Annotated in this window: 20 protein-coding genes; 15 read left to right on the forward strand and 5 right to left on the reverse strand. The window is 53.9% G+C overall.

Annotated features, from left to right (window positions below):
- Window positions 1-160 precede the first annotated feature (160 nt).
- Complete coding sequence (locus tag PRIO_RS11485) at window positions 161-1,495, forward strand: DRTGG domain-containing protein (RefSeq protein WP_020429548.1); 1,335 nt, start codon at window positions 161-163, stop codon at window positions 1,493-1,495.
- A 406-nt stretch (window positions 1,496-1,901) separates the two neighbouring features.
- On the opposite strand, the gene PRIO_RS11490 is transcribed toward PRIO_RS11485, so the two are convergent.
- From PRIO_RS11490 to PRIO_RS11500, 3 genes are all read right to left on the reverse strand, one after another.
- Complete coding sequence (locus PRIO_RS11490) at window positions 1,902-2,216, reverse strand: YtpI family protein (RefSeq protein WP_020429549.1); 315 nt, start codon at window positions 2,214-2,216, stop codon at window positions 1,902-1,904.
- 67 nt (window positions 2,217-2,283) lie between these two features.
- Window positions 2,284-2,787 (reverse strand): sporulation membrane protein YtrI, encoded by a 504-nt coding sequence (locus PRIO_RS11495; RefSeq protein WP_020429550.1) that lies wholly within the window; start codon window positions 2,785-2,787, stop codon window positions 2,284-2,286.
- Window positions 2,788-2,794: 7 nt separating this feature from the next.
- Window positions 2,795-3,118 carry a YtrH family sporulation protein gene (locus PRIO_RS11500; protein ID WP_020429552.1) on the reverse strand — a complete coding sequence of 108 codons (324 nt, stop codon included), beginning with the start codon at window positions 3,116-3,118 and terminating at the stop codon, window positions 2,795-2,797.
- A gap of 144 nt (window positions 3,119-3,262) precedes the next feature.
- Between PRIO_RS11500 and PRIO_RS11505 the strand changes: the two genes are divergently transcribed.
- The 6 genes from PRIO_RS11505 (at window position 3,263) to pyk (ending at window position 11,524) form a co-directional block, all read left to right on the forward strand.
- Entirely contained in the window at window positions 3,263-6,916 is a 3,654-nt protein-coding gene (locus PRIO_RS11505; RefSeq protein WP_046502407.1) for a DNA polymerase III subunit alpha, read from the forward strand.
- Window positions 6,917-6,989: 73 nt separating this feature from the next.
- Window positions 6,990-7,490 carry a phosphatidylglycerophosphatase A family protein gene (locus PRIO_RS11510; protein ID WP_046502411.1) on the forward strand — a complete coding sequence of 167 codons (501 nt, stop codon included), beginning with the start codon at window positions 6,990-6,992 and terminating at the stop codon, window positions 7,488-7,490.
- 144 nt (window positions 7,491-7,634) lie between these two features.
- Window positions 7,635-7,823, forward strand: a complete 189-nt coding sequence (locus PRIO_RS11515; protein WP_020428527.1) for a hypothetical protein — start codon at window positions 7,635-7,637, stop codon at window positions 7,821-7,823.
- Window positions 7,824-7,872: 49 nt separating this feature from the next.
- Window positions 7,873-8,766 (forward strand): acetyl-CoA carboxylase, carboxyltransferase subunit beta, encoded by an 894-nt coding sequence (accD, locus tag PRIO_RS11520; RefSeq protein WP_020428526.1) that lies wholly within the window; start codon window positions 7,873-7,875, stop codon window positions 8,764-8,766.
- Window position 8,767: 1 nt separating this feature from the next.
- Window positions 8,768-9,769: an acetyl-CoA carboxylase carboxyltransferase subunit alpha gene (locus PRIO_RS11525; protein WP_020428525.1), complete on the forward strand. Its 1,002-nt coding sequence runs from the start codon at window positions 8,768-8,770 to the stop codon at window positions 9,767-9,769.
- 330 nt (window positions 9,770-10,099) lie between these two features.
- Window positions 10,100-11,524 (forward strand): pyruvate kinase, encoded by a 1,425-nt coding sequence (gene pyk / locus PRIO_RS11530; RefSeq protein WP_020428524.1) that lies wholly within the window; start codon window positions 10,100-10,102, stop codon window positions 11,522-11,524.
- 128 nt (window positions 11,525-11,652) lie between these two features.
- On the opposite strand, the gene PRIO_RS11535 is transcribed toward pyk, so the two are convergent.
- Window positions 11,653-12,396: a G1 family glutamic endopeptidase gene (locus PRIO_RS11535; RefSeq protein ID WP_020428517.1), complete on the reverse strand. Its 744-nt coding sequence runs from the start codon at window positions 12,394-12,396 to the stop codon at window positions 11,653-11,655.
- A gap of 118 nt (window positions 12,397-12,514) precedes the next feature.
- Between PRIO_RS11535 and PRIO_RS11540 the strand changes: the two genes are divergently transcribed.
- Genes PRIO_RS11540 through PRIO_RS11555 form a run of 4 tightly spaced genes read left to right on the forward strand, consistent with a single transcriptional unit; the run spans window position 12,515 to window position 15,178 of the window.
- A complete protein-coding gene (locus PRIO_RS11540) occupies window positions 12,515-13,696 on the forward strand; it encodes an MFS transporter (RefSeq protein ID WP_020428514.1) in 1,182 nt (393 codons plus the stop codon).
- 59 nt (window positions 13,697-13,755) lie between these two features.
- Window positions 13,756-14,289: an acyl-CoA thioesterase gene (locus PRIO_RS11545; RefSeq protein WP_020428512.1), complete on the forward strand. Its 534-nt coding sequence runs from the start codon at window positions 13,756-13,758 to the stop codon at window positions 14,287-14,289.
- Window positions 14,286-14,684 (forward strand): FxsA family protein, encoded by a 399-nt coding sequence (locus PRIO_RS11550; RefSeq protein WP_025707777.1) that lies wholly within the window; start codon window positions 14,286-14,288, stop codon window positions 14,682-14,684. Before PRIO_RS11545 ends, PRIO_RS11550 begins: the two co-directional genes overlap by 4 nt.
- A gap of 50 nt (window positions 14,685-14,734) precedes the next feature.
- The gene (locus tag PRIO_RS11555) at window positions 14,735-15,178 is read left to right on the forward strand and encodes a hypothetical protein (RefSeq protein WP_167345609.1); all 444 of its coding nucleotides are present in this window, start codon (window positions 14,735-14,737) and stop codon (window positions 15,176-15,178) included.
- 340 nt (window positions 15,179-15,518) lie between these two features.
- Here PRIO_RS11555 and ytvI read toward each other — a convergent pair whose 3' ends face one another.
- Window positions 15,519-16,634 (reverse strand): sporulation integral membrane protein YtvI, encoded by a 1,116-nt coding sequence (ytvI, locus tag PRIO_RS11560; RefSeq protein WP_020428507.1) that lies wholly within the window; start codon window positions 16,632-16,634, stop codon window positions 15,519-15,521.
- A 389-nt stretch (window positions 16,635-17,023) separates the two neighbouring features.
- Here ytvI and citZ point away from each other — a divergent pair, with 389 nt between their 5' ends.
- The 4 genes from citZ (at window position 17,024) to PRIO_RS11580 (ending at window position 21,152) form a co-directional block, all read left to right on the forward strand.
- Entirely contained in the window at window positions 17,024-18,136 is a 1,113-nt protein-coding gene (citZ, locus tag PRIO_RS11565; protein WP_020428506.1) for a citrate synthase, read from the forward strand.
- 141 nt (window positions 18,137-18,277) lie between these two features.
- The gene (gene icd / locus PRIO_RS11570; protein WP_020428505.1) at window positions 18,278-19,573 is read left to right on the forward strand and encodes an NADP-dependent isocitrate dehydrogenase; all 1,296 of its coding nucleotides are present in this window, start codon (window positions 18,278-18,280) and stop codon (window positions 19,571-19,573) included.
- Window positions 19,574-19,663: 90 nt separating this feature from the next.
- Window positions 19,664-20,605 carry a malate dehydrogenase gene (mdh, locus tag PRIO_RS11575; protein ID WP_020428504.1) on the forward strand — a complete coding sequence of 314 codons (942 nt, stop codon included), beginning with the start codon at window positions 19,664-19,666 and terminating at the stop codon, window positions 20,603-20,605.
- A gap of 121 nt (window positions 20,606-20,726) precedes the next feature.
- Window positions 20,727-21,152, forward strand: a complete 426-nt coding sequence (locus tag PRIO_RS11580; protein ID WP_039839884.1) for a hypothetical protein — start codon at window positions 20,727-20,729, stop codon at window positions 21,150-21,152.
- Window positions 21,153-21,904: the final 752 nt, after the last annotated feature.

Below are 21,904 nucleotides of genomic sequence, written 5' to 3' on the forward strand. Positions count from 1 at the left end.
AGCGTGAAGCCTATAAATTTTGGCGTATTTAGGCGAAAAAAGGCTGCCCGCAGCCCTGTCCATCCTGATCAAAATGCCCCGCAAAACGGTTGTACTCCTGCGTTCGAACCGTGTATAATGGGTACAGAGTAGTACAGATCGGAGCATGGGGGTGTAACAGTTGGAAGGTCAAGGCGATAACATTACCAAGCATGAACAACTGCTGCAGCACATCGAGAGCCTGAAGGTAGGGACCAAAATTTCCGTCCGCAAACTGGCCAGGGAAATGGGGGTCAGCGAGGGCACGGCTTACCGTGCCGTGAAGGAGGCCGAGAATCTCGGCATCGTCATTACGAAGGAGCGGATCGGCACGGTCCGGGTGGAAAAGAAACCACGCAACATCTCCGACCAGCTGACCTTTGGAGATGTGGTGGATATCGTAGAGGGGCATGTGCTGGGCGGTGCGAACGGACTGAACAAGCATCTGCATAAATATGTCATCGGGGCCATGAAGGTGGACGCCATGATCCGATATATCGATGCGGACAGCCTGCTGATCGTGGGCAACCGCGAGGATGTGCACTCGCTTGCGCTGGAGCAGGGGGCAGGGGTGCTGGTGACCGGGGGTTTTGGGACAAGCCGTGAAGTCAAGATGCTGGCGGATGAACTGGATCTGCCCGTGATATCCTCCAGGCATGATACGTTTACCGTGGCTTCGATGATCAACCGGGCGATATTTGACCGGCTGATCAAGAAGAAAATTATGCTGGTTGAGGATATTGTCGACAGCAAGCCGCGCCTGAACACACTCAAAATTTCGAGCACGGTTGCCGAGCTGCGTCAGCTGTCCCTGGACAGCGGGGAGCAGCGTTTCCCGGTGACGGATGAATGGAACCGGGTCATCGGCATCGTGGGCCGCAGGGATGCAGAGGAGCTGGCCGAGGGCCAGAGCATTGAGAAGGTCATGGTCCGCAGCCCGGTTACTGCTGCGCTTCAGACCTCACTGGCTTCGGCGGCGCAGATTATGATGTGGGAAGGGATTGACTTCCTGCCCATCGTTGACCGCAACCGGAAGCTGGTCGGTTCGCTGACCCGGAGAGAGGTGCTGCAGAGCCTGCGGGATGTCAGCAACCAGCCGCAGCTCGGGGAAACCTTCGACCATCTGATCTGGAACGGCTTTGCCGACGAGCGGGACGAAGAGGGGAAATTGTTTTTCCATGGCTTCATTACCCCGCAGATGGCGACGGACCTGGGGACCATTTCCGAAGGTGTCTTGTCTACCCTGATGACTCTTTCCGCCTTCAAGGCGGCCAAGGATATCACGGGAAATGATTATGTGCTGGACAATATGTCCACCTATTTCATCCGTCCGGTACAGATCGAGCATTCCATTATTGTGATGCCGAAGCTGCTGGAAATCAGCCGCCGGACCTGCAAGCTGGAAATTGAAATCAGCCACATGGACATCCTGGTCGCCAAAGCGGTGCTGATGCTGCAGTCGATTGACCACGGCTGACCGGGGGATACCGGCCCGGCAGGCACACCAGTACCGGCAGAAGGTTACAGATAGCAGGTGCCGTTTAGCTTCCTCGGGGACAGGGACATTTACTTAACGGCGCCGCTGCTGTCAAATGCTAATAAGACTATCCTGGACGCCTCCCGCGAAGCCCTGGATAGTCTTTTTGCGGTACGTCCAGTTACAAATATACAATACAGCCGTTGGCCTCCAGATTGTGCAGCCTCCGCAGTCTGGTGCACTCACTTAATGATTCCGGCACATGAAGCAGCGCGTTATCTTCGGCCTTCGGGCAAGGGCTGATCCAGCTCCGGCAGTGCTGCCAGGTTGCTGTGGGACCAATTAAGTTCCACGGTGTTTCCTCCTGTGTATTCTAATGGTGCTGATTCTATTCAATTTAGAGCCGTTAATGAAGAGGTGTTCGGTTTTTCCGGTTCCGGCTGTAAAATCCATAGCTGCGCAGCCCGGAAAAGATATTGAACGCCCCGATCAGCAGAAACACCGCCTCGATCATCACATTGACCGTGGAGCCGCGGAACACAAACATGCAGATCAGGGAGAGCGAGACCAGCATGGCGCCAAGCAGAATGTTCATGATGGAGCGTTTGGCTCCTTTTTCGAGCGGGTCCTGTGCTCTGCGGGAAGTGTAGCTGTAGACGGCGGCACCAATTAAACAGATGATCATCAGAATGAACAGCACATATTTGATGAACAGAATCATGGACAGGCAGCTCCTTTATCACCGGTTATAAAAAGCTGTTTTGCCCACTATTGTACCATGATTGTCCTCAGCTGCGTCTATAGGGGCTGATTTCAACCCAAATCTGCAGCACCCCCTCCATGACAAGCATGGTGCGGATCCGGACAGCGTATTCCTTCTCGCGCACAATGTAGATTTTGCCGTCCAGCAGCAGCCGGGCCAGCTTGCCGTCGGTGTCGATATCGAACATGCTGCGCCCGCGCATCGGCTCCAGGTCTGTGCCCATTTTGCGGATGATTTCCTTCACGGTTACGGGATCGAGTGCGGCAGCGCCTTCCTTAACTTTGCTGTCTTCTGTGCGCAGCTTGATTTCCCGGATCACAGTAGAGGTATTGTTGTATTTTTTTAGCGTCTGGATATCCTTGCGGTACTGCTCAATCTGGACGCGCAGATCTTGGTTGTTCACCCAGAGCACATTATAGCCCATATGAAAAACGGCATTGTACATGACGCTCCCGACTACCATTCCCAGCACAAATATGGCAGAAAGCTGCGAAAACCGGCGGTATTGCCGAAAAGGAGGGACCCTCATGGCCGGCTCACCCCTTGCCGCACACCCATTTGACCAGCTCGCTGCCCATATGAGCGCCCAGAAACGCAAAGACTAAATAGAGGATTTGCTTGATGGCAGGGGAAAGATTCCCCCCCAGCATATTGCTCTCAATGACCCGCATCGGGTCAATGGTTCCCCCGACGGCGGCGGCAAGCGCCCAGATTTTGATCCGGTCGGCCACATCCAGCATGGTCTGCGTCGGCGGCTGCAGCGAAACTACGGCTCCGATCCCCCCCAGCATGGCGCCTCCCAGCACAATCCCGCAGGCAATGAAGAAATCGAGGACGGCTTTGCTCAGAAAAACGTTCATAACAAGGCTCCTTTCCGAACCAGGCCGTTCTTGACTCAGCCTGTCCTTGTGCTCTTTCTTCATTCTATGGGCGGCTCCCCCCCGAATATGATAAAATAGTTTCATCTTATGTTTTGATTTTGGAACCTGAAGGGAAGTGGGGATATGAGCCCTTTCGTGCATTTGCATGTGCACAGCGAATACAGTTTACTGGACGGGGCGGCGCGCATTACTGATCTTGTGCGCCGGGCCGGCGAATACGGCATGACGACGCTTGCGCTTACGGATCATGGAGTGATGTACGGGGCAATCCCCTTTTATAAAGCGTGCAAGGCCAGCGGCATCAAGCCGATCATCGGCTGTGAAGCCTATTTGACTGCAGGCTCCCGCCGCGAGCGGGGCAGCCGCAAGGATCAGCCGATCTACCATCTGATCCTGCTCGCAAAGAATGAGACCGGATACAGAAACCTGATGCGCCTGGTGACCATCGGCCATCTGGAAGGCCAGCATTACAAACCCCGGATCGATATGGAATCGCTGGCGGCACATGCCGAGGGTGTCATCTGCCTCAGCGCCTGTCTCGGCGGCGAGGTGCCGCAGCATCTGCTGCACGGGCGGGAAGAAGAGGCGCGGAAGGCTGCGCTGCGGTATAAGGAGATTTTTGGCGGGGACTTCTATCTGGAGCTGCAGGATCACGGCATGCCGGAGCAAAAGCGGGTCAATCCGCAGCTCATCGCCCTGGCCGCCGAATGCGGTATCCCGCTGGTGGCCACGAATGATGTCCATTATCTGGCCAAGGAAGATGCCGAGGTCCAGGATGTGCTGATCTGCATCGGCACCGGCAAAACGGTGGATGACGAGGAACGCCTGAAGATAGGCACAGACCAGCTGTTCCTCAAAAGCGGGGAACAAATGGCCGCATTGTTCCCGCATGTGCCCGAAGCGATCGCAAATACGCTGAATATTGCAGAGAAATGCAATCTGGAGCTGACCTTTGGCGAGCATATCCTGCCTGCCTATTCCCCGCTCCCTGAGGGAATGGATGCGGCCGCCTATCTCCGGGAGCTGTGCTGGAGCGGGCTGGAAGCCCGCTATGCGGACACCCCCCGCTGGTCTTCGCCTGAGGAGAAGGATGCCGCCGGGAAGCGGCTGGCCTATGAGCTGGGCGTTATCGAGAGCATGGGGTTCAGCGATTATTTTCTGATCGTCTGGGACTTCATTGCCTTCTGCCACCGGCAGGGCATCGTTACCGGTCCGGGAAGAGGCTCTTCCGCAGGCAGCTTGACAGCTTATTGCCTGAGGATCACCGATGTAGACCCGTTGAAGTATAATCTGCTCTTTGAACGGTTCCTCAATCCCGAGCGCATCACGATGCCGGATATCGACATCGACTTCAGCGATGAACGGCGCGATGAAGTCATAGCGTATGTGGTGGATAAATACGGCAAGCAGCATGTGGCACAGATCATTACCTTCGGAACTATGGCGGCGAGAGCGGCGGTGCGGGACGTAGGACGTGTGCTGAATCTGCCTTATAACGAGGTGGATAAGGCGGCAAAGCTCATTCCTGGCCAGCTCGGCATCAGCATTACCCGGGCGCTGGAGGGCACTCCTGAGCTGAAGGCGCTGTACGATGGCAATCCGAAGATCAAGGGACTGCTTGACATGGCGATGAAGGTCGAGGGCATGCCCCGCCACGCCTCCACCCATGCGGCAGGTGTCGTGATCTCCAAGGGGCCCCTGACGGACGCTGTGCCGCTGCAGGCGGGCAATGAAAGCACGGCGCTGACCCAATATTCGATGGAGCATCTGGAGAGCATCGGACTGCTGAAGATGGATTTTCTCGGACTGCGCACGCTTTCCATTATTGAGCGCAGCATGAACTGGATTACGGAGATGACCGGAAGCACTCCTGATTTCCGCACGATTCCGGATGATGATCCGCTTACCTATGAAATGCTGGGCGCCGGTGAAACTACCGGAGTATTCCAGATGGAATCCGCAGGCATACGCCGCGTGCTTAAGGATATGAAGCCTTCCGGCTTCGAGGATATCATATCTGTGGTCGCGCTGTACCGTCCCGGTCCGATGGAGTTTATTCCTAAATATATCGCAGGCAAACACGGCCAGATCGAAGTGGAATATCCCCATGACGATCTGAAGCAGATTCTGGATGATACCTATGGCATTATTGTCTATCAGGAGCAGATCATGCAGATCGCCTCGCTGATGGCCGGTTTCTCGCTCGGTGAAGCGGATCTGCTGCGCCGGGCCGTCTCGAAGAAGAAGCGGGAGACGCTGGACAAGGAACGCGGCCATTTCGTGCAGGGCAGCCTCCAGCAGGGCTACACCGAGACGGATGCCAATGCTGTCTATGACATGATCGTGCGGTTTGCCAACTATGGCTTCCCGCGCGCCCATGCGGCGGCTTATGGCGTGCTGGCTTTCCAGACGGCCTACCTCAAGGCCCATTATCCCGTCCAGTTCATGGCAGCGATGCTGACGGCTGTGATGGGCACCCACCGCAAGGTGGCGGAATATGTGCTGGAATGCCGCCGCAGCGGCATCGGCGTACTGCCGCCGGATGTCAACGAGAGCGGCGTGCTGTTCACTCCCGTTCCGGGGGAGGGCATGGGAGCCATCCGTTTTGGGCTGGCGGCAGTCAAGAATGTCGGCACTCTCGCAGTAGAGAACATAATAGAGGTCCGCAAGGAACGGCCGTTCGACAGCCTGCTCGACTTCTGCCGCCGCGTGGATCTCCGTATCTGCAACAAGCGGGTGGTGGAATCCCTGCTGCAGGCTGGAGCCTTCGACCAGCTGCCGGGCCACCGCGCGCAGCTGCTCGCCATGCTGGACGAGACGGTGGATGCCGCGCTGAAGTGGCGGAAGGAACGCGATGAGCTGCAGATTCAGCTCTTCGACGATTTGATTGAGACGCCCAACTGGGAAATCCGCTACCCGGATATCCCGGGTTTCACAGTTACCCAGCAGCTGGAGCTGGAGCGCGAGCTGCTCGGGCTCTATCTGTCCGGGCATCCGCTTGACGATGCCGCCGCGCTGCTGGAGGAGCCGGGCCTGCAGCGGCTTATGGATCTGGGCGAAGCGGCGGATGAGAGCCAGGCCGTGACGGCGGGCATGGTCGTGTCCGTCAAGGAAATCACCACGAAGGCCGGCAAGGCGATGGCCTTCGTGGAGTGGGAAGACCAGATTGAGCGCTGCGAGGTCGTACTCTTCCCCGAGGTCTGGAAACGCAGCCGCACCCTGATCGTGAAGGGTGCGCTGCTGGCCCTGCGCGCCAAGGTGCAGCAGGAGGATGAGGGCTTCAAGCTGCTGGCCGAAGAGGTCGCGCCGCTTGGCGCGGACACGCTCCGCGGCCTGCTGCAGCGCCGCAGCGCAGCCGCCGCCCGGGCCGGCGCCGGAGGCACCGGCGCCTTCCGCAGCGGCGCCGCCGGCGGAGCTGCTGGGGGCGGCGCCTCGCCGGCGGCGGGCGCGTCGGGGGCTGCCGCCCCGCGCCCGGCGCAGGGAACCGGCGGCCAGCCCGGCCCGGCCGCCGCAGAAGCCGCTGCCCGGGACTCCGGGGCAGCGGACAGCGGTCAGCGTGTCTTCATCAAGATCACGCCGTCCGCCGAGAATCCGGCGCTGCTGTCGCGCCTCCAGGCGCTGCTGCAGCGCCATCCCGGACCTGCCGCTACGCTGCTGTTCTATGAGCGGAACCAGAAGCTGCTGGCGCTGAGCGACGGCTACCGGATCAAGCCCTCAGAGGAGCTGGTCGCAGCCATTGAGGCCATGATGGGCAGCGGAACCGTAAGAATTAAATAAGAACATTTCCGCCTCTTTCCGCATACATTAGGAAACCACAGGGCAAGGCCCGTGCGGAAAGGGGAATTCCATGATGTCCTATCAAATGGCAGAAGAGCTGCTGAAGCGCAGGGGAGTATCGCTGGCGTCCATTGCTGAGATCGTATATATTTTGCAATCGGCTTATTATGCGGATTTAACGGAAGAAGAGTGCCTCTCCAGTGTGAAGGCGGTACTCGGCAAAAGAGAGGTCCAGTACACGCTGATGACCGGGGTCGCGCTGGATGAGCTGGCCGAGAAGCGGCTGCTACCCCAGCCGCTGCAGGCGGTTCTCGAAGCGGATGAATCGCTCTACGGCGCAGATGAGACGCTGGCGCTCGGCATCACAGGCGTATACGGGATGATCGGACTTACAGGCTTCGGTTATCTCGATAAAATAAAGCTGGGAATTATCGGCAAATTGAACGATGATAGAGGAAGAATTCATGTGTTTCTGGACGATCTGGTTGCCGGAATCGCGGCTGCGGCGTCGGCCAGAATCGCCCACCGGCATGAAGGGGCAAAGGTGTATCCGCATGTGACCGGAACGGAATAATTGGTTGCTCCGGAATATAAGGATGCGCCCCCGGTCTGAATTCCTTCACCCTGATCCTGTTGCGGGAAAAAAGAAAACTGTGTTATCATGATTCCATTATACGGGATACGGCTGGGAATTAAGATTAGGGAGGCTTTGCAGGGCATGTGGACGGTAATCTATATAGCTCCGACCGCCAGAGTGGCGGATATGATTCAGAGCAAGCTTACAGAAGAAGGATTTCTGATAAAATGCCGTCCGGTCAATATGTCCAAGCAGCAGTTTGAGATTCTGGTTCCTTCGGGTGAGCTTGAGGAAGTGCAGGAAGCCCTTAATCTGATTCTGCATCCCTAGATAAACAATAGATGGCATACGCAAATAAACGGCTGAAGAGGTGCGACCCTTGTTCAAAGATTTATTTCAAAAAAAACGGAAGTACGCGACCATTCCTTCAGAACGTGTGGAGCGGACCGGCGGACCGGTTGAAGGCGAACGGCCCAAACGGGAGATTCCCGAAGGGCTTATGAGCAAGTGCACCAAATGCGGAACGATCCAGTACAGCAAGGAGCTGGAGAAGAACCTGAAGGTATGCCCTTCCTGCGGCTACCATATGCGCCTGAACGCTTCTGAACGGATCGCGATGACGCTGGACCCTGAAGGGTTTATTGAATTTGACAGTGAAATGGCCTCTGTGGACCCGCTGCAGTTTCCGGGCTATGCGTCCAAGCTGGAACAGCAGCAGTCCAAAACAGGGCAGGTTGAAGCTGTGATCACAGGCCAGGGCACCATTGGCGGCCATCCGGTGATTGTTGCGGTAATGAACTTTGAATTTTTTACCGGCAGCATGGGCTCGGTTGTGGGTGAGAAAATTACGCGTGCGGTGGAAGAAGCCACTGAGAAGAGACTGCCGCTGCTGATCTTTTCGACTTCGGGCGGGGCCCGGATGCAGGAGAGTATTCTCAGTCTGATGCAGATGGCCAAAACCAGCGCCGCGCTTGCCAGATTCGGCGAGGCTGGCGGGCTGTATATCTCCGTCATTACCGATCCGACCACGGGCGGTGTATCGGCGAGCTTTGCCAGTCTCGGTGATATCATCATCGCCGAACCGGGAGCCGTCTTTGGCTTTGCCGGACGGATTGTAATTGAGCAGACGATCCGCCAGAAGCTTCCGGAGGATTTCCAGACCGCTGAGTTCAACCTTCAGCATGGACAGCTGGATTTGGTGGTGCACCGCAAGGAAATGCGGGCAACCCTTGCCAAGCTGCTGGATCTGCATGATGTGAAAGGGGGATTTTAGGTTGGCGGGAGAGTTGCCTTTTGAAATGCCTCTGTTAGAGATGCGCAAGAAAATTGCCGAGCTGAAGCAGTTCGGTGAAGAAAAAGGGATTGATTTCAGCGATGAAACCGCCCGGCTTGAAGAACGGTACCGTGTAATGGAAGATGAAATATACTCGAATATATCACCCTCCCAGAAGATGCATCTGGCCAGGCATCATGGCCGTCCAACCTCACTCGATCTGATAAGCCTGATGTTTACCGACTTCATCGAGCTGCATGGCGACCGCCATTTCGGTGATGATCTGGCTGTGGTTGGCGGAATTGCCAAGCTGAACGGGGCGCCCGTCACAGTGATTGGCCAGCAGCGTGGCAAGGATACGAAGGAAAACATCCTCCGTTTCTTCGGCAGCGCTCATCCGGAAGGATTCCGGAAGGCTCTGCGTCTGATGAAGCAGGCGGAGAAATTTGGCCGTCCGATCGTTACTTTTGTCGATACCAAGGGGGCCTACCCCGGCAATACGGCAGAAGAAAGAGGCCAATCGGAAGCTATTGCCAGAAATTTGTATGAAATGTCGCAGCTGGCCGTACCCGTGGTGTGTGTGATCATAGGCGAAGGCGGCAGCGGCGGTGCTTTGGCTATGGCTGTGGGCAACCGCGTCCTGATGCTGGAGCATGCCATTTATTCGGCCATCTCCCCGAACGGTGCAGCGTCCATTTTGTGGAAGGATGCCTCCAAGGCGGAGCAGGCAGCAGAAGCAATGAAGATTACAGCCGCCGATCTGCTGGAGATGGAGGTCATTGAAGAGATCGTTCCGGAGCCCCGGGGCGGCGCTCACCGTGACTACGAAGAGACCGCAGCGGCGATTAAGGATGCCGTGTGGCGCCATTTGCAGGAGTTGTCGGGGCTGGACTCTGCCGAGCTCAAAGAGGACCGCTATCGTAAATTCCGCAAAATTGGCGTATTTGCCGAAGCTGAGGCTGAACTGGTCAGCGCTGAGGCTGAAGTGCACAGCGTCGACTAAAGACAGGCTTCCATTTGCACTTTCAGACATAAGTATATTTTTGGCAGACCTCAATCCGGACAGGCTTCAGTATACTTTTATTACCAATCCAACAACCCTGTGATAGCTGCAGGGCTGTTTTTGTTTTGCCGGCTTTTTTTGAAAACATAAAGTAAATTTACTGTAAAAAGCCGCCGCAACATTGATTTTGTGTCCAAGTTGCAGTAATATTCATTAGGGTGCAGTAAAAGGTACATGTGACAAAGTTCCTATGCAAATTGCATGCCTTATAGTAGATTTTGTAGTTGGAAAAAGTGAGACAGAGAGAACGAAAAAACGGAGGAAAACCTAATGCGGAAAAGTAAAATTGTATGTACGATTGGTCCTGCTAGTGAATCGTTGGAGAATATCAAAAAATTGATTTTGGCCGGTATGAATGTAGCCCGTCTGAACTTCTCCCACGGCGATTTTGAAGAGCACGGCAACCGGATCAAGACGATCCGTCAGGCTTCCCAGGAGCTTGGCAAGACTGTTGCTATCCTGCTCGATACCAAAGGACCAGAGATTCGCACAGGCAAACTGGAAGTAGAACCGATTGAACTGGTACAGGACGAGTATCTGACACTGACTACGGAAGAAATCCTTGGTGACCAAAACCGTATCTCTGTCACTTACGCCGACCTTCCTAGCGATGTTCAAGTAGGATCTACCATCCTGATCGACGACGGCCTTATCGGACTTACCGTTGTTGACATTCAAGGCACCGAAATCAAGACCCGCATTGTTAACGGCGGAACGATCAAGAGCAAGAAGGGTGTTAACGTACCTGGAGTTGCTATTTCCCTGCCGGGCATTACGGAAAAAGACACCAATGATATCATTTTTGGGATCGAACAGGACATCGATTTTATCGCCGCTTCCTTCGTCCGCAAAGCCAGCGACGTTCAGGAAATCCGTGCATTGCTTGAGAAGCACAACGCTTCCCATATCCAAATCATTTCCAAAATCGAAAACCAGCAAGGTGTTGACAACCTTGATGAAATTCTGGCAGTTTCCGACGGCCTGATGGTTGCCCGCGGCGACCTTGGTGTGGAAATTCCGGCTGAAGATGTGCCTTTGGCTCAGAAATTGATGATTCAAAAATGTAACATTGCCGGCAAACCGGTAATTACTGCAACACAAATGCTGGATTCCATGCAGCGCAATCCGCGTCCTACCCGTGCTGAAGCGAGTGACGTAGCGAACGCAATCTTTGATGGAACCGATGCAATCATGCTGTCCGGTGAAACAGCTGCCGGGAAATATCCGGTAGAATCCGTGCTGACTATGTCCCGCATTGCCGAGAAGGCTGAATCCGCACTGAACCACCGCGAGATCTTCATGAAGCAGCAAATCGCTCAAGAAACTACTGTAACTGAAGCAATCAGCCAATCCGTAGCGATCTCCGCTCTGGACCTGAATGCCAAAGCTATTATTTCTTCGACAGTAACAGGCCACACTGCACGCGTGGTTTCCAAATACCGTCCTAAATCACAGATTATCGCTGTGACTACACAAGAAAGAACTATGCGTCAACTCGCTCTTGTCTGGGGCGTAACTCCGGTTCACGGACTTGAAGCTACTTCAACCGATGAATTGCTGGAAACGGCCCTCAAAGGCGGCAAAGCTTCCGGTCTGGTTAAAGCCGGCGATCTGGTTGTAATTACAGCCGGTATTCCGCTGGGACGTTCCGGTTCCACGAACCTGGTAAAAGTAGACACGATTCCAGCTGATTAGTCTTCTGGACATCTGTTCTTTGCCTTGATGATTGAATGCCAAAAAAGCAATGGTGCAGGACGCCATTGCTTTTTTTTGCTAAAATGAATGCTTGTATACCGAAGCGGGTGCTTGAGGCAAAAATACCATTAAGAGCGGACAATAATAGGGCTTCTGGAGTGAATCAGAGGTTTCCCTTTACGATAGACCCGTTTGACTATAAAAGCATCACCGCTGGCATTGGGGCTCCCGGGTACACTTACTGTAATTTTCTTCTGTACCATGATTCCGCCGTCAGCAGGTGTCAGCTTTGGGCTTCTCCCGTTGACACGGCAGCGGAAAAAACGGGTGGCTGATACCTGGGCCAGCTTTCCGATGGTACCGCCCACTTGGGGCGCTTCCATGATCCATTCGGCGGAGGTTTGAGGCCCGGTGTAACGCTGAAATGTGCGAAAGGTCCATGATTTGCTGAGATTGGAAAGCGTGATGCTCCACTTGCCGCTGCCCAGCTTAACGATAGAAGCCTTCATGTGATCCCCCGGCGATACGGGCAAAGGAATAACGGTTTCTGCGGCAGGGAGAATCTCCCACCAGGCATAATAGTGGACAACCCCTTTGGTAGATTCATGACCGGTGCCTGTCTGTATCAGGCTGCTGTTTTTGAAGCCGTCGATCCCGATCCAGGCTGAGGAATAGGTAGGATTGGATGTGGGTTTGACCAGGGGAACAATCCATTCGCCGGTTATCCGCTGGAACGCGCCTTTTTTTCCGGAGATGGCGTACCCGCTCCAGTTGCCGGAGGTCCAGCCAAAACCGGTGCTTTGCGCTTTGCCCGAATGGACTTTGTCCGTTACACAGGGCCGGGTGCGTTTTGAAAGATCAGCTCTGTTCACATATCCACCGCCTTTTATCAATATGAAAAGTTAAGACTTGCTGCTCTATTAAATGCGGCGCAAAGTTATAAAGTATGGGTATTCCGTTAAAAAGGAATAGAGAGGACTTATAGCACAAATGAAAAAACTGCTCAAGCTGCGCGGATTTTATCTGTTCTTGGGACTTGCCGGCGGTTCATTCGGCTCTTATCTTACCCTGCTGCTGAAGCAGGGGGGACTGGACAGCGGCCGGATCGGAATGCTCATGGCGACTGGCACACTGATTGCCATCTGTATTCAACCTTTATGGGGTGTAATCTCTGACCGCTACAACCAAGCCCGGCTGGTGCTGATTTTAAGTGTCGCGGTTCCGGCGGTATTGGCGGTTTTTTACCAGTCGGAGTATTTCATTGTTTTGCTGGTGGTTTATACTCTCTCGACCATCTTCTCCTCTACACAGGCGCCTATAGCCGATTCCTACGCCATTGTAGCGGCGAACAAGGCCGGTTCCACTTACGGGAGCATCCGGATGATGCTGAGCATAGGAGCGGCCGTAGGGGCCTATGCGGGGTCGCAGTATGTCTCGCATTTTTCCGTATCCACGATCTGGGTGCCGTTTCTGCTGCTGAGCAGTGTGGCCGTTGTGTTTGCGCTCACCCTGCCCAAGCAGGCGGAAGAAAACCGGATGATGAGCCAGTCGTTCTCCAAGGGCATTAAAACGCTGTTGGGCAACAAAATATTTTTGGCTTTTCTGGGCGGGAGTTTTCTCGTCAACCAGACGATGACGGCCTTTGGTACTTATTTTGTACTGGCCTTTCAATCGGTGGGGGGCTCGACCAGCCATGCGGGGATTGCGCTGTTCATTGCCTCGTTCACGAACTTCCCCTCCATGCTGTATGCCTCGAAGGTCATCAAGAAGCTGGGCAGGGAGCGCACGCTGCTGCTGGGTGCCCTCATCTATGTGCTGCGGTGGGGAATTCAGTTCGCTTTTCCGACCCCAGGGGTGATGATCGGCGTCCAGGTGCTGCATGGCCTGTCTTTTGGGCTTTTTTATGTCGCTGCCGTGGAGTATGTCTCGCATATTACGCTGCCGGAAATGCAGGCCACAGGCCAAAGTGTGTTCAACATCGTATTTTCCGGTTTTGCGGGGATTCTGGGTAATCTGCTCAACGGGATTTTGCTCAGGGAGGGCGGAGTGTGGCTGATGAATTTATCCTGCATGCTCAGCTCTGCGCTGGGAGTGCTGCTGATCTTTTACGTCTCCCGGAGCACACGGAAGCGCATTCTGATACCGGTGGCGTCCGAAAGAGCGAGCCTTTAGGAGCTGCGGAAATCTAAGATTGGCGGAACAGTTTCTGCCTGGAAAGGGGCATTGTACTTATGAAATCACGCAATCCGGTATTGACCAGCCGCTGGCATGGCACAACGTTCCGCGTACGCTATCAGGAGACAGACCAGATGGGGGTGGTCTACCACGCCAATTATTTGAGCTGGTTCGAGAGCGGGCGTACGGAGATGTTCCGGGAGCTTGGCTTTGCCTACCGTTCGCTGGAAAATATGGGGGTGCTTCTCCCGGTAACCACAGCAGATTTGCAATTTAAAAGTCCGGCGCGATATGATGATCTTGTCGCTGTGTATGCACGGCTTACCACGTTCTCGGCACTCCGGGTCGTATACGAATATGAAATCCGCCGGCTGGCCGGGACGGAGACGGGTGATCCGGAGGCATTTGGTCTTGCGGGGGGTTCTGCACCTGCTGATGTTGAGCAATTGCCCGGAGAATTGCTGGTTACCGGCTCAACGAGCCATGTGTGGCTGAATACGGATTGGAAGCCTGTAAGGCTGGACCGGGTGCTGCCGGAGTTGTTTTTGGCCATAACCATGGCGCTGAGGGAAGAAGGAGGAGCAGTATGATCAGGAACAAATGGCTGTGGGCTGCATTGTTTGTTATCCCGGCCGTGGAATTATTCGGGTTTATTTACGTGGCGGGTTTTCTCGGAGCCCCCAAGACGCTGCTGCTCATGCTGGCCAGTTCCGTGATCGGCTTTTTGATGATGCGCTTCGAGGGCAAGAAGGTGCTGCTGGACAGCAGAACGCATATGCAGGAAGGCCGGGTGCCGGGGAAGACCATGCTGGACGGCTTGTGCATCTTTTTTGGCGGCCTGCTGCTGATTCTCCCAGGTTTTGTGACGGATATCGTCGGCTTTTCGCTGGTATTTCCGCTGACCCGGCCGCTGTACCGGGTTTTTCTGTTGAAATGGATTGAGAAAAAGATGAAAAACGGCACCTTCACCTTTTACCGCCGATAGGCTGGTAAGAGGCCGGGGCCAGGCGCAACTTGCGTGCGCTAAAAGTTGAAATGAGAGGTAAAAGTACCTTTGAATTGGCCAGATGCGTGCTAAATGGTGAAATGAGAGGTAAAAGTACCTCTGAATTGGCCAGATGCGTGCTAAATGGTGAAATGAGAGGTAAAAGTACCTTTGAATTGGCCGGGTGTGTGCTAAATGGTGAAATGAGAGGTAAAAGTACCTTTGAATTGGCCGGGTGTGCGCTAAATGGTGAAATGAGAGGTAAAAGTACCTTTGAATTGGCCGGATGTGCGCAAAATGGTGAAATGAGAGGTAAAAGTACCTTTGAATTGGCCGGATGTTTGCAGGGCGGTTTTGTCTGTCTTGGCTTGCCGAAGCGCGTTTCTATTACAGATTCTGCATTAGAGGAAGCGAAGCTTACCCTTATTAATGCTGCCCCTTTCGTCGATAGCTGCACATACCAAGCTTGCGGAGATACCGCTACCGGTATTTAACCGCAAGCTTTTTTATCGCTTAGGAACTATACAATGTTAAACGATGCGGGTATCTATGAAGCTTCGGATGATATAGGAAGTGCAGGCGGAATGGGCTTCATCGGCGGAATAAAGCGGACTGAGCAGGCCTTATTTTGCAAAAAAAGTCTGCTTTCCTGGCGGTTCCGGACTCAGAAGCCGTTATATCGTCATTTGAGCCTGAGGGGGAAAGCAACAATAGCGCTAGTCCGCATAACCTGCTGAACCGTCTGAATCGGCGAAATAAAGGCTCTCCTGTCCGCATCAGCCGCGGATCGATCGTGAGGGACGGGATACGCGACAGTTGCCATGTTCCCTGCGCCTAATGCAGCCTCCCGCTCACAATATAACTATGCAGGGCGCGGAACACACCGGCCCGGTGAAAGGCATCGAGTACGACCAGTAGGACGGGGCCGAGGAGCAGGCCGGGCATGCCGAACAGCTGAAGGCCGGCGAACACGCCGATCAGCATGGCAAGCGGGTCGAGGCCAATGCTGCTCGCAAGGACTTTCGGCTCCAGAATCTGGCGGGTGATGAGAATCACGGCGTAGAGCACCGACAGCCCGATGCCGAGCGCCAGATTGCCGGTCATGTAAGAGTAGATTGCCCAGGGCAGCAGCACAATTCCTACGCCGAGGTAAGGCACCAGATCAACCAGACCGATCGTCAGTCCGATGGCAAAGGCGGAGTTCACGCCAAGCAGCAGCAGCCCGGCGATGACAATAATGGCCGTGATTGAAATCAGCACCAGCTGCGCCCGCAGGTAACCAAACAGCGCGTTGCGCAGATCGTGCCAAATCTCTGACACGGGTCTGCGCAGCGGCACAGGCACCAGTGCTCTCAGCTTGGCGTTGTGCCGCTCCCAGCCCGTGCTGAGGAAGAAGGCGGATAACATGATGACGATCAGAATGGAGCCCATGCTGGGCAGTGCGGAGATCAGCTTAAGGACCATGTTGAAAAAGCCGGTGATGAGCTCGGTCACAGCCTGGCCTACCGTCTCCGTGGTTCTGCTGATATTGCTGTCGATTGTGGCGTGATAGTCCGGGTTATCGTGATAAAACTGGTTGATTTGATTAATAATATTTTGAATGCTGGCATTCCGGCTGATGGACAGCAGCAGCTCCCGCCACTGGTCGGTGTGCAGGTCGAATGTCTGAAGCAGCCCGATCAATTCTTTGACAAGACGGGTGATCAGCGCGGTCAGCACCAGTGCGGTACCCCCGACATAAAAAAGCAGTGAAAGCGACACGGCCAGCCAGCGCGGAAGCTTGAAGCCTCTCAGAATCAGCACCAGCGGATGCATCAGATAGGCGAGCAGGTAGGCAAGCAGCAGAGGATACACGAGCGGCAGCAGTACATAGACCCCCAGCAGCAGCAATGCGGCGGCCAGTACGACCCAGAGGCCGCGCAGCACTCTTTTTAATACCAGCGTATCCATGCTTCATCCCTCCTGATCCGGCTCTCCGGGCATAATAACGGCTCGTCTAATATATATTCAGAGATTGGTTTTTGAGACTACCCGGAAACATTTATCCCGCTCATAGGGGGCCAGCCCTAAACTGAAAGCGCAAACATGAAACAGGGAAAACGGAAGTTTTTTTCTATCTGTCCGATAAAATCATTTGATCTTGTTCAAAGCTTCCACGTTGTTCACATAACCGTCAAAATCCGTTATGATAAATAAAGGCTATACGCGAAAAGTTCGTTGCAATCTCTGCAGGAGGCCAGAACGTTTAGTTATTAAAGATTGGGATATATCAAAATGTAAATGTTTTCATTAGCGTAAAAACAGCTTTTATACCCTTGTTGGCAAAGGAGAGAGATACTATGACAGCTACCAAAGGATTGGAAGGCATTGTTGCCACTACCTCCTCGATCAGTTCGATTGTAGACGGCGTACTCACTTACCGCGGTTATGATATTGATGATCTTGCGGAGCACGCCACCTTCGAAGAGACCGCTTATTTGCTGTGGTTCGGCAATCTGCCGACAACTCCCGAGCTGCAGGCGCTGCAGCGTGATCTCAGCGCTTTTGCTCCGATCCCTGAACAGGTGATTGCACAAATGAAGCTGTATCCCAAAGAGGCCAACACTATGGCTGCACTGCGCTCGGCTGTATCGAGCCTTGCCCTGTACGATGAAGCTGCGGACGATATGAGCCGTGAGGCCAATGAGATCAAGGCCGTGAAGCTGCAGGCGCAGATTCCGACAGTGGTGGCTGCGCTGGCCCGCATCCGCAAGGGACTGGAGCCTGTGGCTCCCAAAGAAGGCTTGTCGCTTGCTGAGAATTTTCTCTATATGCTCTGGGGCAAACAGCCGGATATCGTATCCGTCAAAGCACTCGATGCTGCGCTGGTGCTGCATGCCGACCATGAGCTGAACGCCTCTACGTTTGCCGGACGGGTAACAGTAGCGACCCTGTCGGACATTTATTCGGGTGTCACTTCGGCTATCGGTGCCCTGAAGGGGCCGCTGCACGGCGGTGCGAACGAGGCGGTGATGAAGATGCTGGAGGAAATCGGCACTCTGGATGCAGTGGAGCCGTATATCCAAGGCAAGCTGGAGCGCCGTGAGAAGATTATGGGCTTTGGCCACCGTGTCTACAAAAATGGCGATCCGCGCGCCAAGCACCTGATGAAAATGTCCCACGAGCTGGGATTAATGAAGAATGACACTGCGCTCTACGATATGTCGGTCAAAGTCGAGGAGCTGATTACTTCAAAGAAAGGCCTCAAGCCTAACGTGGACTTTTATTCGGCCTCGGTCTATACGCAGCTTGGCATTGAGCGGGAGCTGTTCACGCCGATTTTTGCCATCAGCCGTACCTCCGGATGGACTGCACATATTCTGGAGCAGTATGAGGACAACCGCATCATCCGCCCGCGTGCGGAATACACAGGCATGTCCGAACAAAAGTACGTTCCGGTGGACGAGAGATAAGGCGGCCCCTTGCGGGCCGCTGCACCCCTTTAGTAGAATGAAATATAAACCAAACTAAAGTCTATGCTTCCAAGGCAGCGTTGTGCGAAGACGAAACAAGGGAGCATAGGCTCACAAAACTTTTAGGAGGACTACCCACTAATGTTGAAACTGGAAAAATACGATCTGCCGACAGAAGGCGAACAAATTACAATCGAAGACGGCAAGCTGCTCGTTCCGGATCATCCGATCATCCCGTTCATCGAGGGTGACGGTACAGGCCGCGACATTTGGAAAGCCTCCAAACGGGTACTGGATGCTGCAGTAGCCAAAGCCTACGGCGGCAAGAAGCAGATTGCCTGGTACGAAGTATTTGCCGGTGAGAAAGCCTTCAATACATATGGTGAATGGCTGCCGAACGATACGCTGGAAGCAATCCGTGAGTATATTGTAGCTATCAAGGGGCCGCTGACTACGCCAATCGGCGGCGGTATCCGTTCCCTGAACGTGGCGCTGCGCCAGGAGCTGGATCTGTATGTCTGCCTGCGTCCGGTACGCTATTTCGATGGTGTGCCTTCTCCGGTGAAGCATCCCGAGCTGGTGGACATGGTGATTTTCCGTGAAAATACAGAGGACATCTATGCCGGCATCGAGTACAAGGAAGGCTCCGCAGAAGTGAAAAAGGTTATCGAATTCCTGCAGAACGAGCTGGGCGTGAACAAAATCCGTTTCCCGGAAACTTCCGGGATCGGCATCAAGCCGGTATCCTCGGAAGGCTCGAAGCGCCTGGTGCGCTCTGCGGTGGAATATGCAATCAAGCATGGCCGCAAGAGTGTGACGCTGGTGCACAAGGGCAACATCATGAAGTTCACTGAAGGCGCATTTAAGAACTGGGGTTATGAAGTGGCGGAGCAGGAATTCGGCGACAAGGTCTTCACCTGGAACCAGTATGATGCCATCAAGGAGAAGAGCGGCGAGGCGGCTGCAAATGCTGCCCAGAAGGAAGCGGAAGCATCCGGCAAAATCATCATCAAGGATGCGATTGCGGATATCGCCCTCCAGCAGGTGTTGACCCGTCCAACCGATTTTGATGTGATCGCCACGCTCAACCTGAACGGGGACTATCTGTCCGACGCGCTTGCTGCACAAATCGGCGGGATCGGCATTGCGCCTGGAGCGAATATTAACTATGTTACAGGACACGCTATTTTTGAGGCTACACACGGCACTGCACCGAAATATGCCGACAAAGACGTAGTCAATCCGGGTTCGGTGATCCTGTCCGGCGTAATGCTGCTTGAGCATCTGGGCTGGCAGGAAGCGGCAGACCTGATCTACAAAGGCATGAGCACGGCCATCAACAATAAGACTGTTACTTATGATTTCGCCCGCCAGATGGAAGGCGCAACAGAGCTGAAATGCTCGGCCTTTGCTGACGAAATCATCAGTCATCTATAAGACCAACCATCCTCAGCTTATGCTGCGAAGTCAGTTTGCCGAAGCTGTGTCAAGGCTGGATATGCTCACTAAACTCTTAGGAGGATAAACGTGGCTATCAAACGTAATAAAATTACAGTCGTAGGCGCCGGTTTTACCGGCTCCACCACGGCGTTAATGCTTGCCCAAAAGGAGCTTGGCGATGTGGTGCTTCTGGATATTCCCCAGCTGGAGAACCCGACCAAAGGCAAGGTGCTGGATATGCTGGAGGCCGGTCCGGTACTGAAGTTTGATGCCCGGATTACGGGTACCTCCAGCTACGAAGATGCGGCGGATTCGGATATTGTCATCATCACCGCGGGGATTGCGCGCAAGCCGGGAATGAGCCGCGATGATCTGGTCAACACGAATGCGGGCATTGTAAAATCGGTGTGCGAGAATGTGAAGCGTGTGGCGCCTGAATCCATTGTCATCATCCTGAGCAATCCGGTAGATGCCATGACTTACGTGGCCTTCAAAACGCTGGGCTTTCCCAAAAACCGGGTCATCGGCCAATCCGGAGTGCTGGACACCGCGCGTTACTGTACTTTTATCGCCGAGGAGCTTAACGTTTCGGTGGAGGATGTGCGCGGCTTTGTTCTGGGCGGCCATGGGGACGACATGGTTCCGCTGGTGCGGTATTCCAGTGTCGGCGGCATTCCCATCGAAACACTGATTCCGGCAGAGCGGATTGCGGAGATTGTGCAGCGTACGCGGGTAGGCGGCGGTGAGATTGTCAGCCTCCTTGGCAACGGCAGTGCTTACTATGCCCCTGCAGCATCTCTCGTGCAGATGACCGAAGCGGTTCTGAAGGATAAGAAGCGGATACTTCCTGTCATCGCCCTCCTCGAAGGAGAATACGGGTACGACGGTCTGTTCATGGGCATCCCGGCTCTGCTGGGTGCTGAAGGGATTGAAAAGATCTTCGAGCTGGAGCTGACAGCGGAAGAAAAGGCGGCTCTCGATAAGTCTGCAGATTCAGTACGTTCAGTAACTTCAGTGGTTACTATCTAGGTCCATACGGACGCAAGCCCTCATTTCCATTCAAGAAATGAGGGCTTTCTTTTCATAAGCTATGTGGTTGGGTATAATAAGAATGTAACTTATATCACAGCGAAAAATGAGGAGGCTAATCATGGATCGGATTTTCTTTTTCTTACATATGATCGGGACCTTGGCGCTCGGCTTCTATCTGGTGCTGCCGTTTATTCTGAGCGGTACGGCCAAGCTCTCTGCTTCAGCCAAAGAGGGAACGTTAAGCGCTATCGGCGGATTTAACCGGTTCGCCCAGTATGGTCTGGTCATCCAACTGCTGACAGGGGGCTATATGATATCACAAGGGGATTATACCGTAGCCTGGATGGTTGTGGTTGTAGTTCTCCTGCTGGCGATGTTCGCACTGGGCGGCATCATGGGCAAGCCGCTGCGTCTGGCAGCTGCCGGAATGCGTGAGAACCGCGATGTATCCGGCCATACCGCGAAGCTGCGCACCCTGAGCCTGCTGCTGATGGTTGTGCTGATCGTGATGATGTTTTTTATGGTGTACAGACATATCATCTAAGTTGAAATCTCGTAAAATGGCTCTGGCGGCTGCGGCTGCGGGGGCCTTTTTTTGTTGTATAGGAAATTATACAGTGTAAAAAAATGTGGATATATCTTGGCGGCCTCACAGAATATAAGCGATTGCAGAAGGGTGGGGCTCCATCCGCTGACTGAAGCGGACAGAGGAGCCCTTATTTTGCCCAAAATCTTGCTTTTTCAGCGGATACGGACAGAGGAGCCGTTATATCGTTCGATGGAGCCTGGAATAAAGGGGAAAGGGACAAATAAGGGTACCTCAGTCCGTAGTCCTGCGGAATAAACGAATCTTCTTTCAATAACGGCTTTCCTGTCCGTAACGGCAGAGGATAGATCCCGAAGGAATTGGGCGATTCGTCTTCAGCATGCCCCCGTTGATTTGGGAGCGGTGGGGAATCCCTGTGGCCGGGAAGCCCCGTGTTGTTATTCACCCGCCAGGGTGATTTTGTTCAAATATAAGAATTTATATGTTTCACGCTATAAATTATCCTTCTATTTCTCGCTGAAACGGGTACCGTCCTAATAAGGACGGCGTAGCCGTTTCTACTTGTTGTTTAGGAAATTATGATTTTTTAAGTCGTGGATAAGGTGTGTATAAAACTGGGGATAAGTAGGGGGGCAGCAAACTCACCCATAAACGGGTGGAAATCAGCCGAATTCGATTACCTTTTTCCAACTAACATTGGCCAAGAAGTAGATGAACAGTGCTAGTTGGAAAAAGGGAACTTATTTCTC

The sequence above is a fragment of the Paenibacillus riograndensis SBR5 genome (genome assembly GCF_000981585.1).
GTDB lineage: Bacteria > Bacillota > Bacilli > Paenibacillales > Paenibacillaceae > Paenibacillus_AQ > Paenibacillus_AQ riograndensis.

Excerpts from the sequence above, each read along its gene's own strand:
- PRIO_RS11490 (WP_020429549.1), bottom strand. The coding sequence starts at position 2,216 with ATGATTCTGTTCATCAAATATGTGCTGTTCATTCTGATGATCATCTGT.
- PRIO_RS11495 (WP_020429550.1), bottom strand. The coding sequence starts at position 2,787 with ATGAGGGTCCCTCCTTTTCGGCAATACCGCCGGTTTTCGCAGCTTTCT.
- PRIO_RS11500 (WP_020429552.1), bottom strand. The coding sequence starts at position 3,118 with ATGAACGTTTTTCTGAGCAAAGCCGTCCTCGATTTCTTCATTGCCTGC.
- PRIO_RS11505 (WP_046502407.1), top strand. The coding sequence starts at position 3,263 with ATGAGCCCTTTCGTGCATTTGCATGTGCACAGCGAATACAGTTTACTG.
- PRIO_RS11510 (WP_046502411.1), top strand. The coding sequence starts at position 6,990 with ATGTCCTATCAAATGGCAGAAGAGCTGCTGAAGCGCAGGGGAGTATCG.
- PRIO_RS11515 (WP_020428527.1), top strand. The coding sequence starts at position 7,635 with ATGTGGACGGTAATCTATATAGCTCCGACCGCCAGAGTGGCGGATATG.
- pyk (WP_020428524.1), top strand. The coding sequence starts at position 10,100 with ATGCGGAAAAGTAAAATTGTATGTACGATTGGTCCTGCTAGTGAATCG.
- PRIO_RS11540 (WP_020428514.1), top strand. The coding sequence starts at position 12,515 with ATGAAAAAACTGCTCAAGCTGCGCGGATTTTATCTGTTCTTGGGACTT.
- PRIO_RS11545 (WP_020428512.1), top strand. The coding sequence starts at position 13,756 with ATGAAATCACGCAATCCGGTATTGACCAGCCGCTGGCATGGCACAACG.
- PRIO_RS11550 (WP_025707777.1), top strand. The coding sequence starts at position 14,286 with ATGATCAGGAACAAATGGCTGTGGGCTGCATTGTTTGTTATCCCGGCC.
- PRIO_RS11555 (WP_167345609.1), top strand. The coding sequence starts at position 14,735 with ATGAGAGGTAAAAGTACCTTTGAATTGGCCAGATGCGTGCTAAATGGT.
- ytvI (WP_020428507.1), bottom strand. The coding sequence starts at position 16,634 with ATGGATACGCTGGTATTAAAAAGAGTGCTGCGCGGCCTCTGGGTCGTA.
- citZ (WP_020428506.1), top strand. The coding sequence starts at position 17,024 with ATGACAGCTACCAAAGGATTGGAAGGCATTGTTGCCACTACCTCCTCG.
- icd (WP_020428505.1), top strand. The coding sequence starts at position 18,278 with ATGTTGAAACTGGAAAAATACGATCTGCCGACAGAAGGCGAACAAATT.
- PRIO_RS11580 (WP_039839884.1), top strand. The coding sequence starts at position 20,727 with ATGGATCGGATTTTCTTTTTCTTACATATGATCGGGACCTTGGCGCTC.